This is a genomic window from Bradyrhizobium sp. GW821-FHT12B03 (assembly GCF_058807535.1).
On the sequence record NZ_JBXAQU010000031.1, the window covers coordinates 34,241 to 54,611 of the forward strand.

Here is a 20,371-nt window from a genome sequence, read left to right on the forward strand (position 1 = left end):
GTGCCAAGAGGGTAGCGTGGATTTATCGTGAGGTCACGTCGGCGGGGTGTCGCGAAGGTCAGACCGGCTTCGCTGCGATCCGGGTCGCGAAGTCGCGGTAGGAATGCAGCGGTCGTCCCAGCATTTTGGTCAGACGCGCGACGTCACCGTTCCCGGGGATCATGCCGTCGCTGACAAAGCGCTCGGCCATCAGGCGCATCTCGTAGGCCATCCATTTCGGCATGAAGCTCGCCAGATTCTGCTCGAAGCCGCTGGGATCATCGCCGCCATAGGCGACCGGGCGGCCCAGCACATCCGACCAGATCGCGGCCACATCAGGACCGGTCAGTGCGTCGGGGCCGACCAGATTGATGGTTTCGCTCGGCAGCTTGCCAGGCGCCTGATCGCGGCGGATCAACTCGATCGCTGCGACCTCGCCGATGTCGCGGGCATCGACCATGGCGAGACCCTTAGCTCCGATCGGCATCGGGTAGACGCCGTGGCTGACGATGACGTCCTTGATCGTGAGATCATTGTCGATGAAGTAGGACGGACGCAGGATCGTGGCGCCAAAGCCCATCTGCTCGAGCATCCGCTCGGCGCCGAACTTCACCGCGAAGTGCGGCACGTTGACGAAGCGATCGGCGTGGATCACCGAGAGATAGACGACCCGATCGACGCCCGCCTCGCGCGCGATGTTCAGCGTGATGATCGCCTGGGTGAATTCGTCGCCCGTCACCGCATTGAGCAGGAACAGCGTCTTGATGCCGCTGAATGCCGCGCGCAGCGAGCCGATGTCGAGCAGATCGCCTTTCACGACCGTCACGCCATCAGGGAATTCGGCCTTGGCGGGATCGCGGGACAGCACGCGCACATCGGCGCCGCGCTTGACGAGTTGCTGGACGACGTGGCGGCCGACACGGCCGGTGGCGCCGGTCACGAGGATAGTCATGGGGTCACTCCTGTTGGGGTCAAAGGGCACCCCCGCAAATTAGCGATCCACACACGGTCCAATAGACGCTATATTTAGACGCTTAGTCTCACTGGTGGAACAGATGGACCTGCTTGCCCTCGCTGACTTCAACCTGGTCGCCCGGCACGGAGGGTTTGGCCGGGCCGCCCGTGCCACCGGCCGCCCGAAGGCGACGTTGTCCCGCCGGGTCTCGGAACTGGAGGGCAGCCTCGATCTGCGCCTGTTCGAGCGCGGATCACGTGCCCTGAAACTCACCCAGGAAGGGCGCGCGCTCTACGAGCGGACGGGGGCGTTGCTTGCCGAGCTTGACGAGACCGCAGCCGCAATCGCCTCCGGCGGCGACAGGCCGCGCGGCAGGCTGCGGATCAGCGCGCCGCTGCTGTTCTCGCAGACCGCGATGGGAAAACTGGCCGCCATATTCGCGCTCAGACATCCGGAGGTCCGGCTCGAGGTCACGACCGAAGATCGCGCCGTCGACATGATCGAGGAAGGCTACGACCTGGTGATCCGCGTCAATCCGGATCCGGACGAAAGTCTGGTTGGACGAATCTTTCTGCGCGATCGGCTGGTGGTCGTGGCGAGCCCCGGCCTGCGTCGTCCCACGGGCGATCGCGCCGTACCGGTCGTGGTGCGCGGAGCGAGCGATCTGACCCCGACCTGGGATGTGATGGCGCCGGGCGGAAATTCGCGTATCGCGGTTGATCCGGTGCTTCGCCTGGCGTCGCTGATGATGGTTCGTGATGCGGTCCGGGCGGGCGTCGGCGCCGCGCGGCTTCCCGTGTCGCTTGTGAGTCATGACCTGGCGGCCGGCAAGCTCGTCCACTGGGGCGATGTCGACGGACCCGAGATCACGCTCTGGGCGCTCTATCCGTCGCGCCGGCTGCTAAGCGCGCGCGTATCCGCGTTCCTCGACGGTCTCAAGGACGCGTTCCCTTCGGGCGCGCCCGAGGAGCTCGCAGCCTTCCTCGACTGAGCGGAAGAGCATGGTTTGCGCAGGCAGCCGCTGTTGCGCGGGCAAACCGCTTATTGCAGCACTTTCGGCATCACGATGACGACGTCAACTTGCTCGTCCAGCACCTGCGATGCGACCGCGGCGATGTAGGGCGAGTAGCTGTCCTCGATGTCGGACGCGACCTCCGCGTTCCCGGCGAAGGCGTAGAGCATGGTCCCCTCGATCTTGTCGAAGCGGATGCCCGCGAAGACGCGATCGAACGTCTCGGCGCCGACGATGCCCGCCATGAGCGCCTGGATAGCCTGGTCCTGGACGAGTGTGAGCTTCATCATGCCGATGAGATATGGACCGTCTTCCCGGATGCAAGATGCGCAGGAACGATGTCGGCTTGCTTCCGCTGCCCGGCCTGATGCTTTGCCCGGTCTTGCCGGTGCTTCAGCTCGCCGGCCTGGAGAGCTGCGGCAGGGCCGGCTTGCGCTCGGGAAGCTTCTTCTTCGGGGGCGCCGGCAGCAGCCCTTCCCTGATCGCCTGCTTCCGCGCGAGCTTGCGGGCGCGGCGAATGGCTTCGGACTTTTCGCGCGTCTTTTTCTCTGAAGGCTTCTCGTAGGAGCGGCGCTGTTTCATTTCGCGAAACACGCCCTCGCGCTGCATCTTCTTCTTCAGGACACGAAGCGCCTGGTCGACATTGTTGTCGCGAACAAGTACCTGCAATTGTGTCTCCTCGTCGGGCTGCGAAATGCGGCAGTCCTGCACGCAGCCTGTTGCGCAGGAACTTCAATGCGATCGTGAGGATGACAGTGACGGCGGTCTTCCGCGCCGGCCTCGAACACGCGAGCTGCTTGTCGCCGCGATACAGTTCGGGGGCGACGTGAACACTCCCGGGCCGCCGTGTCAATCGATTAAGGCTTCCGCGCGCGTCAATTCGCCGTCTGAGGCCGATTCGAGTCGGCGCGAGAGGTGTTTTCGCGGTCCTAGGCCGCGGCCGCCTGCGCCGACAGCAATTGCTTCAGCTTGGCGGCCGGCACGGCCGGGCTGAACAGCCAGCCCTGCATCTGGCTGCATCCGAGCTGCCGCAGCACCTCGCGCTGCGCCTCGGTCTCGACGCCTTCCGCCGTCGTCGCCATCCGGCGCGCAGCGGCCATGTGCACCACGGCCTGCACGATCGGTGAGGAATCCTCGGGCTCGCCGATGTCGCTGATGAAGCTGCGGTCGATCTTGATCTTGTCGAACGGGAAGCGGTGCAGATAGCTCAGCGAGGAATAGCCGGTGCCGAAATCGTCGAGCGCGATGCGCACGCCGAGCTCGCGCAATTGCTGGAGAACCGTCAGGGCCTCCTCGTCGTCGCGAATGAGGACGGTTTCGGTGACCTCGAGCTCGAGCCGCCCGGGTGCGAGGCCCGACTCGGCCAGCGCGGCGGCGACCTTGAGCGCCAGCGTCTTGGACCGGAACTGCACCGGCGAGACGTTGACGGCGATGTGGATCCGGCCGGGCCAGGAGGCCGCCTCCGTGCAGGCCTGCTTCAGCACCCATTCGCCGATCTCGCCGATCAGTCCGGTGTCTTCCGCGACCGGAATGAAGTCGGCCGGCGAGATCATGCCGCGCTCGGGATGGCGCCAGCGCAGCAGAGCCTCGCAGCCGGTGACGACGTTGGCCGCGAGGTCGACCAGCGGCTGATAGTGCACCTCGAACTCGCCGCGCGTCAGCGCCTGTCGCAGATCGAACTCGAGCTGCCGGCGCAGCCGCGCCTTGGCGTCGTATTCGGGCGTGAAGACGCGGAAGGTGCGGCGGCCCTCGGATTTGGCCGCATACATCGCCAGATCGGCGCGCTTGAGCAGATCGTCCAGATTGTCGCCGTGGTCGGGTGCGATCGCGATGCCGATGCTGGCATCGGTCGGCACCTCCTGGCCCTTGCAGTTCACCGGCGTGCGCAACGCCTTGAGGATCGTTTCCGCCAGCGCGGTCAGCTCGGCCTGGTCGCGCGTGCCGGCCTTGACGATGGCGAATTCGTCGCCCCCGAGCCGTGCGACGAGGTCGTTGCCGCTGACGCAGGCGCGCAGCCGGTTCGCGACCTGGCGCAGCAGCTCGTCGCCGACCTCGTGGCCGAGCGAATCGTTCACGCCCTTGAATTCGTCGACGTCGATATAGAGGATCGCGAACGGCTTGCCCTGGCTGAGCTCCGCCACGCGGCGTTCCAGATGGCCGCGCATCAGCACGCGGTTGGGCAGGTCGGTCAGCGCGTCGTAATGCGCCATATGCGCGATGCGCTCGTCGGCGCGAATGCGCTCGGTGACGTCGTCATGGGTGGCGAGCCAGCCGCCGGCGGCGCCGGGCTGGTTCTTGATCTCGATCAGGCGGCCGTCGGCGGTCTCCACGATCGCGCTGTGCGTCTGGCCGACACTGCTCAAAATGCCGTCGCAATAGCTGTCGACGTCGCCGTCGAAGGACCCGGTGTCGTAGCGGTGCTGGATCACGTCGCGGAAATAGGCCCCGGGCTTCACCAATTCGGCCGACAGCCCGTACATCTCGATGTACCGCCGGTTACAGACGATCAGCCGCTCGTCCTGGTCGAACATCAGCAGGCCCTGCGTCATCGTGTTCATCGCGGTGTCGAGCCGCTGCTTCTCCAGCGAGAGCCGACGTGTCATCTGGCGGAAGATCAGGAACAGCGTCAGGACGAGCAAGCCGATCGACAGCACGGCCACGGCGACGAAGAATTTCGTCTGCGTGCGCCAGGTGGCGAGCGCCGCATCCAGCGACTTGGTCGCGACCACGACCAGCGGCTCGCCGGTCAGCAGGCGCGAGGCGACGATGCGGTCCTTGCCGTCGATCGGGCTCGTGAGCTTGGTCGTGACGAAGGTGCGTTCGAACACCGCCGTCTGCTCCGGCGTACCCTTGCGAAAATTCTGCCCGATCATGGCATCGAGATGCGGGATGCGTGCGAGCAACTGGCCGTTCTGGTGGTACATCGCGATCGAGGATTCCTCGCCGAGTCCCGTCGAGGCGAAGAATGATTCGATCTGGGCCGGCGTGATCGCGCGCGACACCATGCCCAGGAACTCGCCATGCGGACTGGAGATGCGCCGTGCGAAGACGATGGCCGGGCCGTTGTCGAACCGCCCGGGCACGACCTCGATCTCTTCCTGCGCGATCGGATCGTTCTTGAGCCGGTTGAAATAGCCGCGGTCGGCGACGGAGATGTCGGCGACCGGCCAGCGTCGCGACGAGTTGATCAGCTGGCCGTCGGAATCGAAGATATTGGCGCCGGCGACGTCGGACCAGCCACTGGCCTTCGCGCGCAGCATCTCGTGCACGGCGCGGGTGCTCATCTCGGTGCGGAACAGCTCGGCGGATTCGATGCCGTGGCTCTCGAGCTCGGCGACGACGCCTTTCTGGAACACCGCGAAATCCGCGAACTCGCGGTCGTAGTGCCGGGCGAGCAGCCGTACCGCGCTCTCCACGCTGTCGCGGCCGCTCTCGATCGCATTCTGCCGGAAGCGGTCGACGGAAAGTGTGGTGCCGATGGCGGTTGCGGCCATCAGCACGAAGCCGCCGACGATCAGCCATGTCAGCGGCGCCCCGCGCCAACGGCGGAGCAACGCGCGCATTCGCGCGGTCCATCGGATCGACGTGCCCATCCAGCCCTCCCGTGGGATGCAAGATGCAGCAAAACCGACAAAACCCCGTTACCAGCAAGGGTTAGGAAAGTGTGAATTGGAGCGGAATCAGCGGGTTGGTTTGCTCGCACCGAGTCGGTAGAGGCACCAAAAGCCTCCACAGCGTCATGGCCGGGCTTGTCCCGGCCATCCACGCATATCCCCGCAGCACAAAGAACGTGGATGCCCGGGACAAGCCCGGGCATGACGATCGCGGCGGGATCTCACCGCTTGATCTCCCATCGCAGCGCTTCCGCATTGCCCTTGGCGAACATTGCCGGCACGTCGAAGGTCCCGGTCTTGAGGTCATAGCGGCAGCGCCAGTTGGCCAGTCCCTTCACGGCGACGTTCTTCGGGTGCTTGTCCATCTCGCCCGACAGCGAGATCAGGAGGTAGCGGTTGTTGGGCCAGTCGACGCCGAGCCAGCGATAGGCATCTTCGGTGCCCTTCATCAGATTGGCCGAGATGTGGTAGTCGAGCTTCATGGTCTTCGTGTCGGGCCGGCTGTGGAAATAGGCCCAGGCAAGATCGCTGAGCGATGTCTTCGTCGCGCTCACGAAGGCGCCGTTCTCGACATGGTAGAGAAAGAGGTCCTGCTCGCCGGAGCCGGTCTTCTGCATGCGCACCAGCCATTGCGAGTCTTTGGTGAAGCGGAAGCCGGCCCCATAGCCCTGTTCGGGCTTCAGTTCCGTCATCTGCGCGCCGCGCCGCGCCCAGGCCTGCCATTTGACGTCGAAATCCCCGCTGTCCTTCATGTATTGCTCGATCCCGGTGGCGCCGTCGGGGGAGGTGAAGGCAAGGTCGGCATTGTCGGTGAGGACGTAGTCCGGCGGTGGGCCCGATGCGGCGAGTGCGGGGGAGGCGGCGAGCAATATGGCAAGCGCCAGCCATGGCGCGCGGCGGCAAAACACGGTCACGGGAAAAATCCTCAAAAAATATGCCGCGATGCGGCCTCGATGATTTGACGCCGACCGGGCCGTGCCGGTTCACCCGCGGCGGGCGGGAACGGAGGGGGCTCATCCCTTCGACCGTCTTGCTGCCGCAGCCAAATCGGCGCAACTTGCCGCCATCGGCTGATTTACCAGCAAGGGTTCGCTTTCTGATGATGACCGCTTCCAAGGCCTTCATTGCATTCTGCCTGCTCGCATTGGTCGGCACCGTGCTGGTGATCGGTCCCACCGAGCTGCGCCGCCTGTTGCCGGGTGGGGCGAACACCGAGACCGCCGTCGCGGCCAGGCCTGAGGTCAAGGTTGAAGCCAAGGCCGATGCCAAAGCCGGGGCCAAAGTTGAAACCAAGGCCGAGGCCAAAGCCGAGACCAGGGCAGAGCCGAAGCCCGACGAACCGAAGCTCGCCGCCAGCGCGCCGCCCGCGTCCCCGGCGCCGGCCGCCGCGCCGAAGCCTGTCAGTCCATTGGCCGAGACGCAGAAGCAGGTCACGGCGCTGGCCGATCTCGTGCCGGCCAAGCCGCCGGTGGCTGCGGCCGACGCCGGTCCCCGGTTCGACGTCGCGCGCGTCGACGACCATGGCGAAGCGGCGGTGATCGCGGGCCAGGCGGTGCCGGGCGCGAAGGTCGAGCTGCTGCGCGACGGCCAGCCGCTGTATTCGGTGGTGGCCGATGCGTCGGGCCAGTTCGTGATGACGCCGCCGCAGCTGCCCGCCGGCAGCTATGAGCTGACGCTGCGCGCCAAGGCGCCGGACGGGACCGTCACGCAGTCCGGCCGCACCATGCCGGTGACGATCGCGGAGGCGGCGCCGCCGCCGGCGCGTGTTGCGCCGCCCGCCGCCAAACTGGAAACCAAGCGGGCCGAGACGCCGGACGAGAAATCGGATGTCGTGGCATCCTTGCCGTCGGCATCGGACAGGCCCGCGACCCGGCCCAGATTGATGGGGGCACCGAAGCCGAGGGCCATGGCGCGAGCGCCTGCCGCCACGACGATCGCATCGGCTTCGCCGGCCGACGCTCTCAACGGTGCACCGGCCGAGGCGAACGGTAGCCGGGTGATCTCCCGCGGCGACAGCCTGTGGGCGCTCAGCCGGCTCGCCTATGGCGACGGCGCCCGCTACGCGGTGATCTTCAACGCCAACCGCGACAAGATCCACAACCCGAACCTGATCTATCCCGGCCAGACTTTCGTGCTGCCGCAAAAGGCGCAGTGAGCGCGGCATACGGCCAAGGCCCGCCGCATATCAAGAAGAACGCGGCGAGAAGATCGCCTGTGGCCCATCCTTCGAGACGCCCGCCTGCGGCGGGCCCTCAGGATGAGGTCGTGTTTTTCGGCATGATGACCCTCATGGTGAGGAGCCTGCCAAAGCGGGCGTCTCGAACCATGCAGGCCGAGCTCCCCGCGACGCTTTGACCCCTGCACCTCCGGAACCTTTGGTTCCCCTGCGCGTCATGGTGATGCGAGGTGGTGCGCGCTTGGCGCTGGAGGAGGGCCAAGGTGGAGAGGTCAGCGATCATGTCGGGATCACGGATGGGCCTCGCGCTCGCCGGCGCAGTTCTCGTGATTGCGGCAGTGCTGCTGCCTGATAGGGCCGAGGCGCAGTTCGGGATGCGCGGCGGGCCGCTCGGCGTCGCACGCTTCGCCGTCGGCCACGTGATCGGCGTGTCGCGCCTGCGCCATGCCCGCATGGCGGTGCGGGGCGGGCGATACCGTTCCGCCGCGTTGCGGTCCCAGGATCCCCGTGGGGCCGAGAGCCGCCAACCACCCAATCCCGCCATCCTGCGTGCGGCCCTCACCGCGCAAGCGGCGCTGGCGGGCTGGCGTGGCGGCCGCCGCCCGCAGGGCTGGTGGCGCCACCCGGACGGCAGCTATGGCTGGGCCGGCCCGGTGTTCTGGCCGTTCGCCCATGACGATCTCGCCAACGCGATCATTCTCGGCCACACGACCAGCATCTCGCTCTATGGCTATGGCGACATCTACGCGGCGCTGTTCTCGCCCTATGCGGCCAGGGAGCTTGCCGCCTACGCTGCGCCGCAAGGCAGGTTTGCGCGCAGGATCCCGTCGGCGCAAAACATCTGCGATGTCAGCGATCCCGCTGGCTTCCCCGCGGAGCGCATCGCGGCCGCCGTGCAGCCGAACGAATTGCAGCGCACCGCGCTCGACGATCTCAGCGCCGCCTGGCTGGCTGCGCGCGACAGCATTCGCGCGACCTGCCCGGTGCAGGCGCCGGCGAGCGCATCGGAGCGCCTCGGCCTGATGCGCGAGCGCCTCGCGGCCATGATCAAGGCGACCGACGCGATCGCGCCGCCGCTCGCCAAGTTCGTCGATCTGCTCGATGACGACCAGAAGACCCGGCTTGATGCGCTGGCCAACGAGGCTCGCGCCGCGCTTGCGTCGAGCCAGCGCAAGGATGAACAGGCGTCCGCGGCCTGCGCGGCGGACAGCGACCCTCGCTACGACATCCAGCTGCAGCGCCAGTACGAGCAGCTCGTGCAGCAGCAATGGCCTGTCGCCGACATCGCGTCCACGCTTCGCCTCGACGAGGTCGCGCGCGCCCGGCTCGACGTGCTCCAGGACACCACGCTGCGCACCATGGAGACGCTGAGTGCCTGCCCGACCCCGGCCGCCACGACACCGCAGGCCCGCCTTGCGGCCGTGAAGGCGCGGCTGGAGACGATGCTGCAAGCCGTGAAAAGCGTCGGCGACGCGCTCGACGATTTCGAGGCGGACTTAAGCGACGAGCAGAAGGCCGGCTTCGAGGCGATCGGACCGAAGCGCGGGGCGTGATCAGAGCGTTTTCGAGCGAAGTGGATGCCGGTTCGCATCAAGAAAACGCGTCAAACAAAAAACTAACCGCACGCCCAGTCGAACTTCATGTCCTTGAAGTCGAGCTGCGCGTTGCCGGTGCCGAAATTGTAGCCGCCGAAATATTCCTCGAACTCGATGTAGAACGGGCTCATCTCCGGCACCGCCTGGCAGGGCCGCATGGTGCCGCCGAGATGGTCGCGAGCGTGGTCCTTGGCCCAATCGTGCAAGCGGTAATTCTCGGTGCTCGGGACGCCGCCGACGAAGTAGTAGTAGGACTGATAATCGCTCGGCGGGTTGCGCGGGAAGTGCAGGTCCTGCGTGTCCTTGCCGGCGTTGGGATCGGTCGCGCGCGGCGTCAAGGCGATCGCGAGGGTCTCCGCCAGATCGGTCCGCGGCGGGCCGGCGAACATTTTCTGCGCGAAGGGCGGGGCGGACTCGAAGAAAGCGCTGGCACCGCCGACATCGAGCCAGCGCGGCCGCTCCGCCGTCGCAACCGCAAGCGGGGCCGGCGGCGTCGCGAACGCGCCGTCATATTCGGCTTGGGTCAGCAGCAGCGCGGCATATTCGTAATCGAGGATGTCGGTCATGCGCGAGAGCCGCGGATGCGAGGGGAGCGCCAGCACGGCCTCGCGGATTTCAGGATCGCCAGCCGCGCCGCCGTCATTGTGATCGGGCGGCGTCGCAAAGAACGACACCGCGACGATGTCCTTGCCATGCACGCGATAGTCCTCCGGCAGCAGAAGCGTGAAGCCATGCATCAGCGGAAAACCGGTGACGGGATCGAACGGCCATTGCTCGCTGCTGATGCCGGGCGGTAGCCCATAGACCCAGCCGTGATCGCGCGCGCGATCGACGGGACGGTCCAGCATCTGCAAATCATAAGCACGCGAAGGCAAGGCAAGCGTCACAGGTCGTCTCCATTCCGAAGTCGGCCTCGTCGTTGAGGCGAGGGTTAGTCGCGGGGAAGAGGGATGTGGTTCGTGGGTGGTGTGGAGGAATTGTGCGAGGCTGCTGCATGGGTCAAGCGACTGCCCATCCTTCGGAAAGCGCTTCGGCCTGCTCAAGCACTGTTTGAGTGGCCTTTTCCTGGAGGTCCGGTGGATAGCCGTATTTGCGGAGAATCCGCTTCACCAGCACGCGCAGCTGCGCGCGGACGTTGTCGCGCACGGTCCAGTCGATCGTGACGTTTGCGCGAACCGTGGCGACGAGTTCGCGAGCGATGATCCTAAGCGCCTCGTCACCCAAGACCTTCACCGCGCTGTCGTTGGTTTCCAGAGCATCGTAGAAGGCGACTTCATCATCGGTCAGGCCAAGATCTTCGCCGCGTTGGGCAGCTTGACGCATGTCCTTGGCGAGCTGAATCAGCTCCTCGATCACCTTCGCGGTCTCGATCGCGCGATTCTGGTAGCGGCGCAGAGCCTGCTCCAGCATTTCGGAGAAGGCCCGCGCCTGCACGACATTGCGGCGTGAGCGGACGCTGATTTCGCCCTTCAGCAGCTTTTGCAGCAACTCGACGGCGAGATTTCTTTGCGGCATTCCGCGGACCTCGGCGAGGAACTCGTCCGACAGGATCGATATGTCCGGCTTCTTCAGCCCGGCCGCGGCGAAGATATCGACCACCTCGTCCGAAACCATCGCCTTGGAGATGATCTGCCGGATGGCATGGTCGAGGTCTTCACTGCTTTTGCGTTCGCCCGGCTCGTTCTTCGCGAGCACGGCCCTCACCGCCTGGAAGAAACCGACATCGTCGCGGATGCGCAACGCCTCCGCGTGCGGCACGGCCAGGGCAAATCCTTTCGACAGTTCGTGGACGGCCTGCATCAGCCGGGTCTTGCCGTCTTCCTGCGCCAGGATGTGCTCCTGGGCTTCCGGCAGGAGCGAAACCCTTTGGCCCGCAGTCCCGGTGAGCCAATGCGACCAGTCGAAGCCGTGGAACAGACCACGGCAGACCTCGTATTTCTCCAGCATCACGGCGACCGCTTCCGCCTGATCCAGCGCGGTCCGCCCGGTGCCGCCGGCTTCGGTATAAGTGACGAGGGCGCGCCGCAGTTCGTCGGCGAGGCCGAGATAGTCGACTACCAATCCGCCCGGCTTGTCCCGGAACACGCGATTGACGCGTGCGATCGCCTGCATCAGCCCGTGGCCGCGCATCGGCTTGTCGACATACATGGTCGACAGGCTCGGCGCGTCGAAGCCGGTCAGCCACATGTCGCGCACGATCACGATTTTGAACGGATCGTTGGCATCACGGAATCGCTCGGCCATGTCCTCGCGCCGCGACTTGCTGCGAATGTGCGATTGCCATTCCAGCGGGTCGGACGCCGAGCCCGTCATGATGACCTTGAACGCGCCCTTATCGTCCTCCTCGCTGTGCCATTCCGGCCGCAGCTTGATGATCTCGTCATAGAGCGCGACCGCGATGCGCCGGCTCATCACCACCACCATCGCCTTGCCATCCATGGCGGTGAGGCGGGTCTCGAAATGCTCGACAAGATCGCGCGCAACGAGCGCGATCCGGTTCTCGGACCCGACCACGGCTTCGAGCTGTGCCCATCGGCTCTTGAGTTTTTCCTTGCGGTCGGTCTCTTCGCCTTCGGTCGCCTCTTCGAATTCGGGGTCGATGTTCGGCCGCTCGGACGCCTTCAGCTCCAGCTTGGCCAGCCGGCTCTCGTAGTAGATCGGTACCGTGGCGCCGTCGATCACCGCGCGCTGGATGTCGTAGACACTGATATAGTCGCCGAACACGGCGCGGGTGTTGGCGTCGGTCTGCTCGATCGGCGTTCCCGTGAATCCGATGAACGAGGCGCGGGGCAGTGCATCCCGCAGATGGCGCGCAAAGCCGTCGATGAAGTCGTACTGGCTGCGATGTGCCTCGTCGGCGATCACCACGATGTTGCGTCGTTCCGACAGGACGGGATGGCGGTCGCCACGCTCCTCCGGAAAGAATTTCTGGATGGTGGTAAACACAACGCCGCCGCCAGAGACCGACAGCTTGTTACGCAAGTCCGCGCGGTCGGCCGCCTGCACTGGCGGCTGGCGCAACAAGTCGCGGCAGCGCGCGAAGGTACCGAACAATTGGTCGTCGAGGTCGTTGCGGTCGGTGAGCACCACGATGGTAGGATTTTCCATCTCGGGCGCCAGGATCACCCGGCCGGCATAGAACGCCATGGTCAGGCTCTTGCCGGAGCCCTGCGTGTGCCAGACCACGCCGACGCGATGGTCGCCGTCCTCGCCGCCGGCCATCGGCCCCGCGTCATAGCGGCCGGTTTCTTCGGTTTCGGCAAAGCCCTGCGACTTGTGCCAGCTCCCCGCCGGGATCGCCGCCCGCAGCGTCTCCTCCAGCGCCACGTTGACGGCGTGGAACTGGTGATAACCGGCCATCTTCTTGACCAGCTTGCCGCCATCCAGCGCCTCGAACACGACGAAGTAGCGGATCAGGTCGAGGAAGCGCCGCTGCTCGAACACGCCCTCCAGCACCACCTGCAGCTCGGCGACTTTGATCGCCTCGTCGCGTCCGGTGATGGTTCGCCAGGGCTTGAACCACTCCCGTCCCGCGCCGATCGAGCCGATCCGCGCCTGCGCCCCGTCGGAGGCGACCAGCGCCACATTGGTCGAAAACAGCGCCGGGATTTGCGCCTGATAGGTCTGGAGCTGACGGAACGCGGCCCAGATATCGGCGCCTTCGTCGGCGGCGTTCTTGAGCTCGATCACGGCCAGCGGCAGGCCGTTAAGGAAAAGCACGATATCGGGCCGCCGAAGGTGCTGCCCCTCGACCACCGTGAACTGGTTGACGGCGAGCCAGTCGTTCTGCGCAGGATCGTCGAAATCGATCAGCCGCGCCTGCGCGCCGCCGATCGAGCCGTCCTTGCGGCGAAATTCGACCGTGATGCCGTCGACCAGCATGCGATGGATGGCGCGGTTGCGCTCGATCAGCGAGGGCGCATCGAGCCGCGTCAGCTTGCGGTGCGCGTCTTCCAGCGCTTCGGACGGCAAGTCGGGATTGAGCCGGGCCAGCGCCGCCCGTAACCGCGCCTCCAGCACCACATCGCGATAGCCGGAATCGCTACGCTCCGCGGCAGGTTCGCCGACGGCGATGTCGGGGCCGTGCATCACCGAATACCCGAGCCGAGCCAGCCAATCGAGCGCGGCCTCCTCGACGACGGATTCGGTGAAGCTGCTCATGGGTGTGGCTCCTGCGGGGAAGGTTGGTCCCGCCCAACTTGTAAGAATGGCTTACAAGTTGGGGTCACGCCCCGTGACGTAGGATCAGTTGTCAAGGATTCCTTGACGACTGAGTTTCGCGACGGTGTGCCCTTCGTCTGGTTCAGCCAGATCGTTCCATCCACCACCCGCAGCCGTATACCCCCTCGCCCGTCCTCGATGCGGTAGAGGATCAACTCGCCGCGGGACGGGACGTTGCTCATGCAACGGCCTCGACGATTTCTTCGGCGGTCTTTACGCGCAGTTCGCCGGAGATGAGTTTAGGGAGAAGGGTGTCGCGAAGGGCGGCCAAGGTAAGGATGGCCTTTTGGTTTTCGTCGATGCAATTGTCGAGCGATGAGACGAGGTCGTAAAATTTCTCAGCCAAGCTCTCCGGTGGGCAAACGAGCTGCGCCCCAGCAAGAACTTGAGCGCTTGCATTGGGCTGGGCAGAGCCACCGATACGCCCCGCAACATAGTCGAAATAGCTGTCTGTTCGCATGAAGGCTCCAATCAGGCGCGCGGTAGCCAAATTCCGAAACTGAAAGCGCACGAGATAGGATGCGAACACGGCGGAAGGGGCGCTAGACATGTAGATGTTCTCGCCCGTCGATGCTCCGGTCCGCGCTACGAAGATATCACCGCGCTTTATGCAATACTTTTCGTGCTGCTGCGGAGTAACTTGACAGAAAGGGACCTCACTCCAATCGACCTTACCACCTTGGATGTCGGTGATGCGTAGGAAGTGGGGCCCGACCTCCTTTATGGAAGCACTCTGGGTGAGGCCGTATTGAATATTTTCGGCAAGCTCGCGAATCGTGTCCACACGCCATCCTAGAGGAATCAGACCTGCCTCTGAATCCTCGAAGTCAGTGGGGAAGAGGTCAGCTATGTGACTGGGTAGAGATGGATTGCCCCCTTCTGATTTCGTGCGCACCGGATCAAAGTCCACGAACCATGACTGAAACAGCGCCCGTGCCATTCTCTCCAGCGTCTCGTTCATCCGCCGGTTTAATTCGATCCTATCGTCGAGCGTTTTCAACACCCGACCAATCGCCGCCTGTTCACCCGCGGACGGCAATACAATCGCGAGTCTTGCAAGCATTTCGTTGTTTAAGCTTGCCCTTGTTGAAAGCGATGACATCGCGTAAACCGCGTCGCGAAAGCTGGGGCTTCGGAAAACATATCCAGCATATTCCGGCACAACCGCACCGTGGGACTTGGGTCTAAGTCTCTTTGTGAAGCCATTAAAAGTGGCATTTGGAACGTCTCTCAGTGCAACACAGCTCATACCCAGTTCATCCACCGCCTCACTCGTTCTTGTAAGAAAAACATCCCCCCTTCTGATTGATAAGTTTTGTCGTTCAGTCTCGGACGACTTCACAAGCTCTCTCAGGTCCTGTGGGACAAAGGTATTATGAAAAACATCCTTAAACGAAAGGAACGGAAACCCCTCCCCAAACTCGGACCGTGGCTTCGAAAGTCCGGAAGCGAATTCGTAGAGCTGATTTAAATGAACCATGGGTCTGTTAGCCTCCATACCCGAGCTCCCTCAGGCTCAAGGCAATGGCGGCATCAAGCCTCACGGCCTCCTTCTGCTGCTCCCGTAACGTAGCGGCTAGCCGCGCCATCTTGTCCTCAAACGGCTCGTCGTCCTCCTCGGCCGCTGCCGCACCGACGTAACGTCCCGGCGTGAGCACGTGGCCGTGCTTGCGAATATCGTCCAACGTTGTCGTCTTGCAGAAACCCAGCGTGTCGACATACTTGCCAGCCTCTTTGTCGCCGCGCCATGCATGGTAAGTGCCGGCGATCTTCGCAATGTCGGCTTCAGTCAGCTCGCGATGCACGCGATCGGTCAACGTCCCCATCTTGCGCGCGTCGATGAACAGCGTCTCGCCGCGACGATCACGGAAACGGCCATTCTTCTTGTTGCGCGCCAGGAACCAGAGGCAGACCGGAATCTGCGTCGAGTAGAACAACTGGCCCGGCAGCGCCACCATGCAATCGACGAGATCGGCCTCGACGATCGCCTTGCGAATCTCGCCTTCACCGGACGTGTTCGACGACATCGAGCCGTTGGCGAGCACGAAGCCGGCGAGCCCTGTGGGGCTGAGGTGATGAATGAAGTGCTGCACCCAGGCGAAATTGGCGTTGCCGGCGGGCGGCGTGCCGAAGGTCCAGCGCTTGTCGTCCTTCAACAGATCGCCGCGCCAGTCCGAATCGTTGAACGGCGGATTGGCCAGCACGTAGTCGGCCTTGAGGTCGGGGTGGCGATCATTGTGAAAAGTGTCGCCATGGCCAATCTGGGCGTCGATGCCGCGGATCGCGAGGTTCATCTTGGCGAGGCGCCACGTCGTGTAGTTCGATTCCTGGCCATAGATCGAGATGTCGCCGAGCTTGCCGGCGTGGGCCTCGATGAACTTCTCGCTCTGCACGAACATGCCGCCCGAGCCGCAGCAGGGGTCGTAGACCCGGCCTTTGTACGGCGCGAGCATCTCGACCAGCACGCGGACGACATGGGACGGCGTGTAGAACTGGCCGCCGCTCTTGCCTTCCGCGCTGGCAAAGCGGGAGAGAAAATATTCGTAGACGCGGCCGAGCGTGTCCTTGGAGCGGTCCGCGGGCGCCCCCAGCGCGATGTCGCTGACAAGATTGATGATCTGGCCGAGCCGCTGCTTGTCCAGCCCAGGCCGGGCAAAATCCTTCGGCAACACGCTCTTGAGCGAGGTGTTGTCCCGCTCGATTGCGGTCATGGCGTCGTCGACGAGCTGGCCGATGGTCGGCTGCGGCGCCATCGATTTGAGATAGCTCCAGCGCGCTTCCGGCGGCACCCAGAAGATGTTCTGGGCGCGATATTCATCCGGATCCTCGGGATCGGCGCCCTGCGCGCGCTGCGCATCGAGTTCCCCGTGCTTCGCCTCGAAGGCATCGGAGATATATTTGAGGAAGATCAGCCCGAGCACGACGTGCTTGTACTCGGCCGCGTCCATGTTGTTGCGCAAAGCGTCCGCTGCTGCCCACAGCTTTGCTTCGAACGCACCATTGCCATTGGTGTCAGCGCCGCGATCGACTTTCGCCCCTCGGCTTTTCCCCGGACCTCGTGCCATGTCTTCCCGTCATTTCCCGTCAAACGTGCGCCTACTCATACGACACGGGACGACTCTTGCGCATTAGCTTTTTTGCTTAGATCACAACAGGATAGCATTCGGCGGGTCGGCTGACTCGTCCGCAAGATAAACCATGGATGGGATGAGTTCGGCGCAATCGCCCGATGATGCCATTCTGCCAGTGTTTTGCCCGACGCGTCAACTCCAATTTCGCAAAATCCGCAATGAGATAAAATTCGCCATACGGTTCAGGCCCATGGCTACTGTGCATGGGGTTGTTTTCGACGTTCTCGTTGGCCTCACCTCCGCCGCCTTGCCGCCGAGGCATCCACCACGTTGTCCACTTCCTCGCGCCAGGACAGGATTTCCATCGCCAGCACGGGATGATTGAACCCCTTGAGCTGGAGATCGTCGAGCGGACGGGCTTCGACGAAGGGCTCGACCATGCCGTAGACGCGGCGGCTGACCACGATCTGGTTGGGCTTGGCCTCGCTGCAGAGGCGGGAGGCCAGATTGGTGACGCTGCCGATGGCGGCATATTCCAGCCGCTGCTCGAAGCCGACCTGGCCGAGCGTCGCATAGCCGAGCGCGATGCCGATGCCGAAGCCGAGGCTATGCCCGCGGTTGCGCCAGCGCTCGGTCAGCGGATCGATGGTGTCGCGCATCTCCACCGCCATCTTCACGGCGCGCTGGGTGTGGTCCTCGAACTGGATCGGCGCGTTGAACAGGATCATCACGCCGTCGCCGGCATATTTGTCGAGCGTGCCCTCGTATTTGAAGATCAGCTTGCCCAGCGCCGCGTGATATTCGCGCAGCACGTTCATCGCCTCTTCCGGCTCGGTCGCTTCCGTGAACGCGGTGAAGCCGCGCAGGTCGCAGAACACCACGGTCACCTCGCGGCGCTGGCTGGTCAGCAGGCCCTCGGGGCTGTCGGAGGAGGCGATCAGCTGCGCCACCTGCGGCGCCAGGAAACGCTCGAGCTTGCGGATGCGCTCGATCTCGCCGAGCTGGGTCGCGACGCGCTCCTCCAGCGACTTGTTCCAGTCCTTGAGCTGCTCGGTCTGCTCGCGCAGCTTGTCGGCCTGGGCGCGCACGGTTTCGTTCGCCGCCTCGAGCTCGCGGCCCTTGTGGTCGACCTCGGTGAACAGGCGCGCATTGCGCATCGCCAGCACCGCCTGGTTGGCGAAGGTGCGCATCAGGCCGGTGAGGCTGCCGGCGAACTCCCCGCTTGCCCGTCGCAGCACCACCAGCGAGCCGAGCGTGCCCTGCTGGTCGACCAGCGGCACCACCAGCACCGAGTGGAAGCCGGCATCGATCGCGGCGTCGCGCAGCGGCTGCTCGAAGGCCCCGTCGAGATCGGCAAGCGCGATCGGTTCGCCGCTCGCCGCCGCATCGCTCAGGATGTTCTGGCCTTCCTCGATCGTGATATGCGCACCCTCGGCCGATCTGTCGATGCCGTTGGCTTCGACCAGGTTGAAGCGGCGCGTTGCGGCGTCATAGCCGTAGATCAGCACCGCGTCGGCATGGGTGATTTCGAGCGCGCGGGCGGCGATGGTCGGCAGCACGGCGTTGAGGTCGAGCGAAGCGGCGACCGCGCGGCCGACCTCTTCCAGCACCTTGAGCTCGTTGATCGACTGCGCGAGGTCGCGCGTGCGCTCCTCGACCTTGGTTTCGAGGCCCGAATAGGTCTCCTGCAGCTGGCCGGCCATGCGATTGAACTGGCCCGCGAGATCCTCCAGCTCGTCGGAGGTGTGCACGTCGATGCGGTGGCTGAAATCGCCCTCGCCGAGCTTGTGCGCGCCGTCGCGCAGCGCGGTGATCGGGATGATCATGCGGCGGGCGAGCAGCGTGCCGGCGAGGATCGCGACCATCAGGCCCATGCCGATCAGGAGCGCGATGCGCACCAGCTGGTCGCGGATCGGCATCAAGGCCTGCGTGGTCGGCTGCTCGAACATCACGCTCCAGCCGAGCTTCGGCACCGTGCTCGCGGCGGCGAGCACCGAGTGACCGTTGAAGTCGGTGCCGAACGTATCCGGCTCGGAGGCGGGTGCGATGGCAGCCGCCACCTGCGGCAGCTTCGACAGGTCCTTGCCGACGTCGGGGCCCTTCGAAGAGGTCGCCAGCACGCGGCCGCGTGCATCGACCACATAGGCGAAGGCCGCCTTGCCGAGCTGGGAATCGGACAGGAAGTCGGAGAGGAAGCCGAGATCGACCTCGGCCACGGTGACGCCGGCATTGAAGCCGGAATGCGCCACCGAGATCGACATGAACGGCGTTCGGTCCACGAACCAGGCCGGCGCATAGCTGACGCCGCGGGCGACCGTGTCGGTGAAGCGGGCGTCGCGGGAGAGATCGGCATTGCTGCCGGTCGTGGTCGACTGGCGGGAGACGCGCAGCACCTCGCGGCCGTCGCCGTTGAGCTGAAACAGCTGGGCGACGACCGAGACCTGATGCAGCAGCTGCGCGTAATCGGCCCGGCGCTTGTCGAGCGTGTCCTGGCTTGCCCGCGTCACCCAGCTGATCTGGCGCTCGAGCTCGGACACGGACTGCTCCATGCGCCGGGCGGCGGCCTGAGCCTTGTCCTGGAGCCCGTCGGTCAGTTGTGTGGTGGTGGCGCGGTAGGAGATCCAGGTCTCCATCGCGCCGTTGACGGCCAGCACGAACACGACGAGGCCGACGAGGGAGAAGACGTATTTGGCGAACAGACCCTCGCGCAGAAATCGAATCTTGCCTTTCGCTCCTGCCATCCGATCCTCTTGCGTCGCACAACGCCGGCGCCAAGGGCTGTACGGGCCCCGCGGTTCTTCTAGCACAATTTGGGCCTTCGGACCGGCCAGGGCCGGTGTTGTTATCCACCGGGAGGGGCGGCTGGCGGGGGCGCCGCAATGTCGTGGCCGTCTGCTTCATCCGTTCGGATGAAGAAATGGGCCTTGGAGTCCGAAGCGTTGGTTCAGGAATTACCGATTAAAGATCTGCCGCATCACGTCGTTCATCGGCTGGCTGTCCTGCTGCGCGACCGGCGGTTCTTGGGGCGAAGGGGCCTGGGTCGGCAGGGCCTGGGTCGAAGCTTGCGGGGCCGGCGAGGTTCCCGGCAGGCCGCGGCTCCGGCCGGTGCCAGTCCCGCTGGACAGAGGGCCGCTGGACAGTCCCTGCTGGATCAGGTTGCCGATGGCTTCGCCGAATTGGCCGCCCGGCATGTTGTTCGGCCCCGGCAACTGGATCTGCGGAGCGGTGGTGCCGGCGGTGTTGCCGCCGCCTGGGGCGGTGCCGCCGAGGCCGAAGCCGTTGAGGAAGGCGCCGAGCCCGGCGCCGTCAGGGCCGAACAGACCCTTGCCCATCTCGCGCAGCTTGGCATAGGCGGCATCCGGATTGTCGAGCATGCCGGTCATGTCGGGATAGATCTGCGGCTGCGACCAGGCGCCCGAGACCATCACGGGAATGCCGAAGCCGACCGGTTCGGAGGTGCGGCCCTGGCCTTCGGTCGTCATCACGAGCTTGGGCTCGACCCGAAAGCCCATCATCTTGGTGTCGAGCGCGATGGTGCCGGCGCCGGTGATGCGCACCAGCGGTCCGACCAGCTTGAAATCGGTCGTCACCGCCTGGCCCTTGTCGATGCGGAAGGAGGCGGAGAGCTGCGACAGGTCGGTGCTCTGCTCCTGGCTGGGGGTCTGGCTGGGGGTCTGGTTGTCCTGCCAGCCGGACAGCTTGCTGGTCGTCAGCGAGCGGATCATCTGCGCGACATTGATGCCGCGGA

The 20,371-nt window shown here is 64.9% G+C and carries 13 protein-coding genes and 1 pseudogene; 3 read left to right on the top strand and 11 right to left on the bottom strand.

Translation table 11 applies throughout. The features are described 5' to 3' along the window. Positions 1 to 58: 58 nt before the first annotated feature. Positions 59 to 931, bottom strand: coding sequence for an SDR family oxidoreductase (locus AC1RUR_RS36490; protein WP_492852971.1), 873 nt, complete (start codon positions 929 to 931; stop codon positions 59 to 61). Positions 932 to 1,034: 103 nt separating this feature from the next. On the opposite strand from AC1RUR_RS36490, the gene AC1RUR_RS36495 reads away from it, so the two are divergent. Further along, complete coding sequence (locus tag AC1RUR_RS36495) at positions 1,035 to 1,925, top strand: LysR family transcriptional regulator (protein ID WP_492852972.1); 891 nt, start codon at positions 1,035 to 1,037, stop codon at positions 1,923 to 1,925. A gap of 50 nt (positions 1,926 to 1,975) precedes the next feature. On the opposite strand, the gene AC1RUR_RS36500 is transcribed toward AC1RUR_RS36495, so the two are convergent. The 4 genes from AC1RUR_RS36500 to AC1RUR_RS36515 all read right to left on the bottom strand — a co-directional run bounded on the left by AC1RUR_RS36500 (position 1,976) and on the right by AC1RUR_RS36515 (position 6,474). After that, positions 1,976 to 2,236: a hypothetical protein gene (locus AC1RUR_RS36500; RefSeq protein ID WP_492852973.1), complete on the bottom strand. Its 261-nt coding sequence runs from the start codon at positions 2,234 to 2,236 to the stop codon at positions 1,976 to 1,978. A gap of 103 nt (positions 2,237 to 2,339) precedes the next feature. Then, a complete protein-coding gene (gene rpsU, locus AC1RUR_RS36505; protein WP_492828740.1) occupies positions 2,340 to 2,615 on the bottom strand; it encodes a 30S ribosomal protein S21 in 276 nt (91 codons plus the stop codon). Positions 2,616 to 2,875: 260 nt separating this feature from the next. After that, positions 2,876 to 5,539, bottom strand: a complete 2,664-nt coding sequence (locus AC1RUR_RS36510) for a bifunctional diguanylate cyclase/phosphodiesterase (protein ID WP_492852974.1) — start codon at positions 5,537 to 5,539, stop codon at positions 2,876 to 2,878. Between the two features lie 242 nt (positions 5,540 to 5,781). Further along, on the bottom strand, positions 5,782 to 6,474 hold the full coding sequence (locus AC1RUR_RS36515; RefSeq protein WP_492852975.1) for a hypothetical protein: 693 nt from the start codon (positions 6,472 to 6,474) through the stop codon (positions 5,782 to 5,784). A gap of 185 nt (positions 6,475 to 6,659) precedes the next feature. Here AC1RUR_RS36515 and AC1RUR_RS36520 point away from each other — a divergent pair, with 185 nt between their 5' ends. Together AC1RUR_RS36520 and AC1RUR_RS36525 are read left to right on the top strand one after the other, a co-directional pair. Next, positions 6,660 to 7,715, top strand: coding sequence for a LysM peptidoglycan-binding domain-containing protein (locus AC1RUR_RS36520; protein WP_492852976.1), 1,056 nt, complete (start codon positions 6,660 to 6,662; stop codon positions 7,713 to 7,715). A 302-nt stretch (positions 7,716 to 8,017) separates the two neighbouring features. After that, complete coding sequence (locus AC1RUR_RS36525) at positions 8,018 to 9,289, top strand: Spy/CpxP family protein refolding chaperone (protein WP_492852977.1); 1,272 nt, start codon at positions 8,018 to 8,020, stop codon at positions 9,287 to 9,289. Positions 9,290 to 9,351: 62 nt separating this feature from the next. On the opposite strand, the gene AC1RUR_RS36530 is transcribed toward AC1RUR_RS36525, so the two are convergent. The 6 genes and pseudogenes from AC1RUR_RS36530 to AC1RUR_RS36555 all read right to left on the bottom strand — a co-directional run. Next, positions 9,352 to 10,179 carry a hypothetical protein gene (locus tag AC1RUR_RS36530; RefSeq protein ID WP_492852978.1) on the bottom strand — a complete coding sequence of 276 codons (828 nt, stop codon included), beginning with the start codon at positions 10,177 to 10,179 and terminating at the stop codon, positions 9,352 to 9,354. A 151-nt stretch (positions 10,180 to 10,330) separates the two neighbouring features. Further along, positions 10,331 to 13,492, bottom strand: a complete 3,162-nt coding sequence (locus tag AC1RUR_RS36535; protein WP_492852979.1) for a type I restriction endonuclease subunit R — start codon at positions 13,490 to 13,492, stop codon at positions 10,331 to 10,333. 238 nt (positions 13,493 to 13,730) lie between these two features. Continuing rightward, the gene (locus AC1RUR_RS36540; protein WP_492852980.1) at positions 13,731 to 15,050 is read right to left on the bottom strand and encodes a restriction endonuclease subunit S; all 1,320 of its coding nucleotides are present in this window, start codon (positions 15,048 to 15,050) and stop codon (positions 13,731 to 13,733) included. Continuing rightward, positions 15,040 to 16,617 (bottom strand): class I SAM-dependent DNA methyltransferase, encoded by a 1,578-nt coding sequence (locus AC1RUR_RS36545; RefSeq protein ID WP_492852981.1) that lies wholly within the window; start codon positions 16,615 to 16,617, stop codon positions 15,040 to 15,042. The genes AC1RUR_RS36540 and AC1RUR_RS36545 overlap by 11 nt, the downstream gene beginning before the upstream one ends. Positions 16,618 to 16,916: 299 nt before the next feature. Continuing rightward, entirely contained in the window at positions 16,917 to 19,364 is a 2,448-nt protein-coding gene (locus AC1RUR_RS36550) for an adenylate/guanylate cyclase domain-containing protein (protein ID WP_492852982.1), read from the bottom strand. Positions 19,365 to 19,574: 210 nt separating this feature from the next. Next, a pseudogene (locus tag AC1RUR_RS36555) lies at positions 19,575 to 20,371 on the bottom strand (AsmA family protein); the annotation flags it as partial.

Coding starts and splice junctions, on each gene's coding strand:
- AC1RUR_RS36490 (WP_492852971.1), bottom strand. CDS start 931: ATGACTATCCTCGTGACCGGCGCCACCGGCCGTGTCGGCCGCCACGTC.
- AC1RUR_RS36535 (WP_492852979.1), bottom strand. CDS start 13,492: ATGAGCAGCTTCACCGAATCCGTCGTCGAGGAGGCCGCGCTCGATTGG.
- AC1RUR_RS36530 (WP_492852978.1), bottom strand. CDS start 10,179: ATGCTGGACCGTCCCGTCGATCGCGCGCGCGATCACGGCTGGGTCTAT.
- AC1RUR_RS36525 (WP_492852977.1), top strand. CDS start 8,018: ATGTCGGGATCACGGATGGGCCTCGCGCTCGCCGGCGCAGTTCTCGTG.
- AC1RUR_RS36550 (WP_492852982.1), bottom strand. CDS start 19,364: ATGGCAGGAGCGAAAGGCAAGATTCGATTTCTGCGCGAGGGTCTGTTC.
- AC1RUR_RS36510 (WP_492852974.1), bottom strand. CDS start 5,539: ATGGGCACGTCGATCCGATGGACCGCGCGAATGCGCGCGTTGCTCCGC.
- AC1RUR_RS36500 (WP_492852973.1), bottom strand. CDS start 2,236: ATGATGAAGCTCACACTCGTCCAGGACCAGGCTATCCAGGCGCTCATG.
- AC1RUR_RS36545 (WP_492852981.1), bottom strand. CDS start 16,617: ATGGCACGAGGTCCGGGGAAAAGCCGAGGGGCGAAAGTCGATCGCGGC.
- AC1RUR_RS36540 (WP_492852980.1), bottom strand. CDS start 15,050: ATGGAGGCTAACAGACCCATGGTTCATTTAAATCAGCTCTACGAATTC.
- AC1RUR_RS36495 (WP_492852972.1), top strand. CDS start 1,035: ATGGACCTGCTTGCCCTCGCTGACTTCAACCTGGTCGCCCGGCACGGA.
- AC1RUR_RS36520 (WP_492852976.1), top strand. CDS start 6,660: ATGATGACCGCTTCCAAGGCCTTCATTGCATTCTGCCTGCTCGCATTG.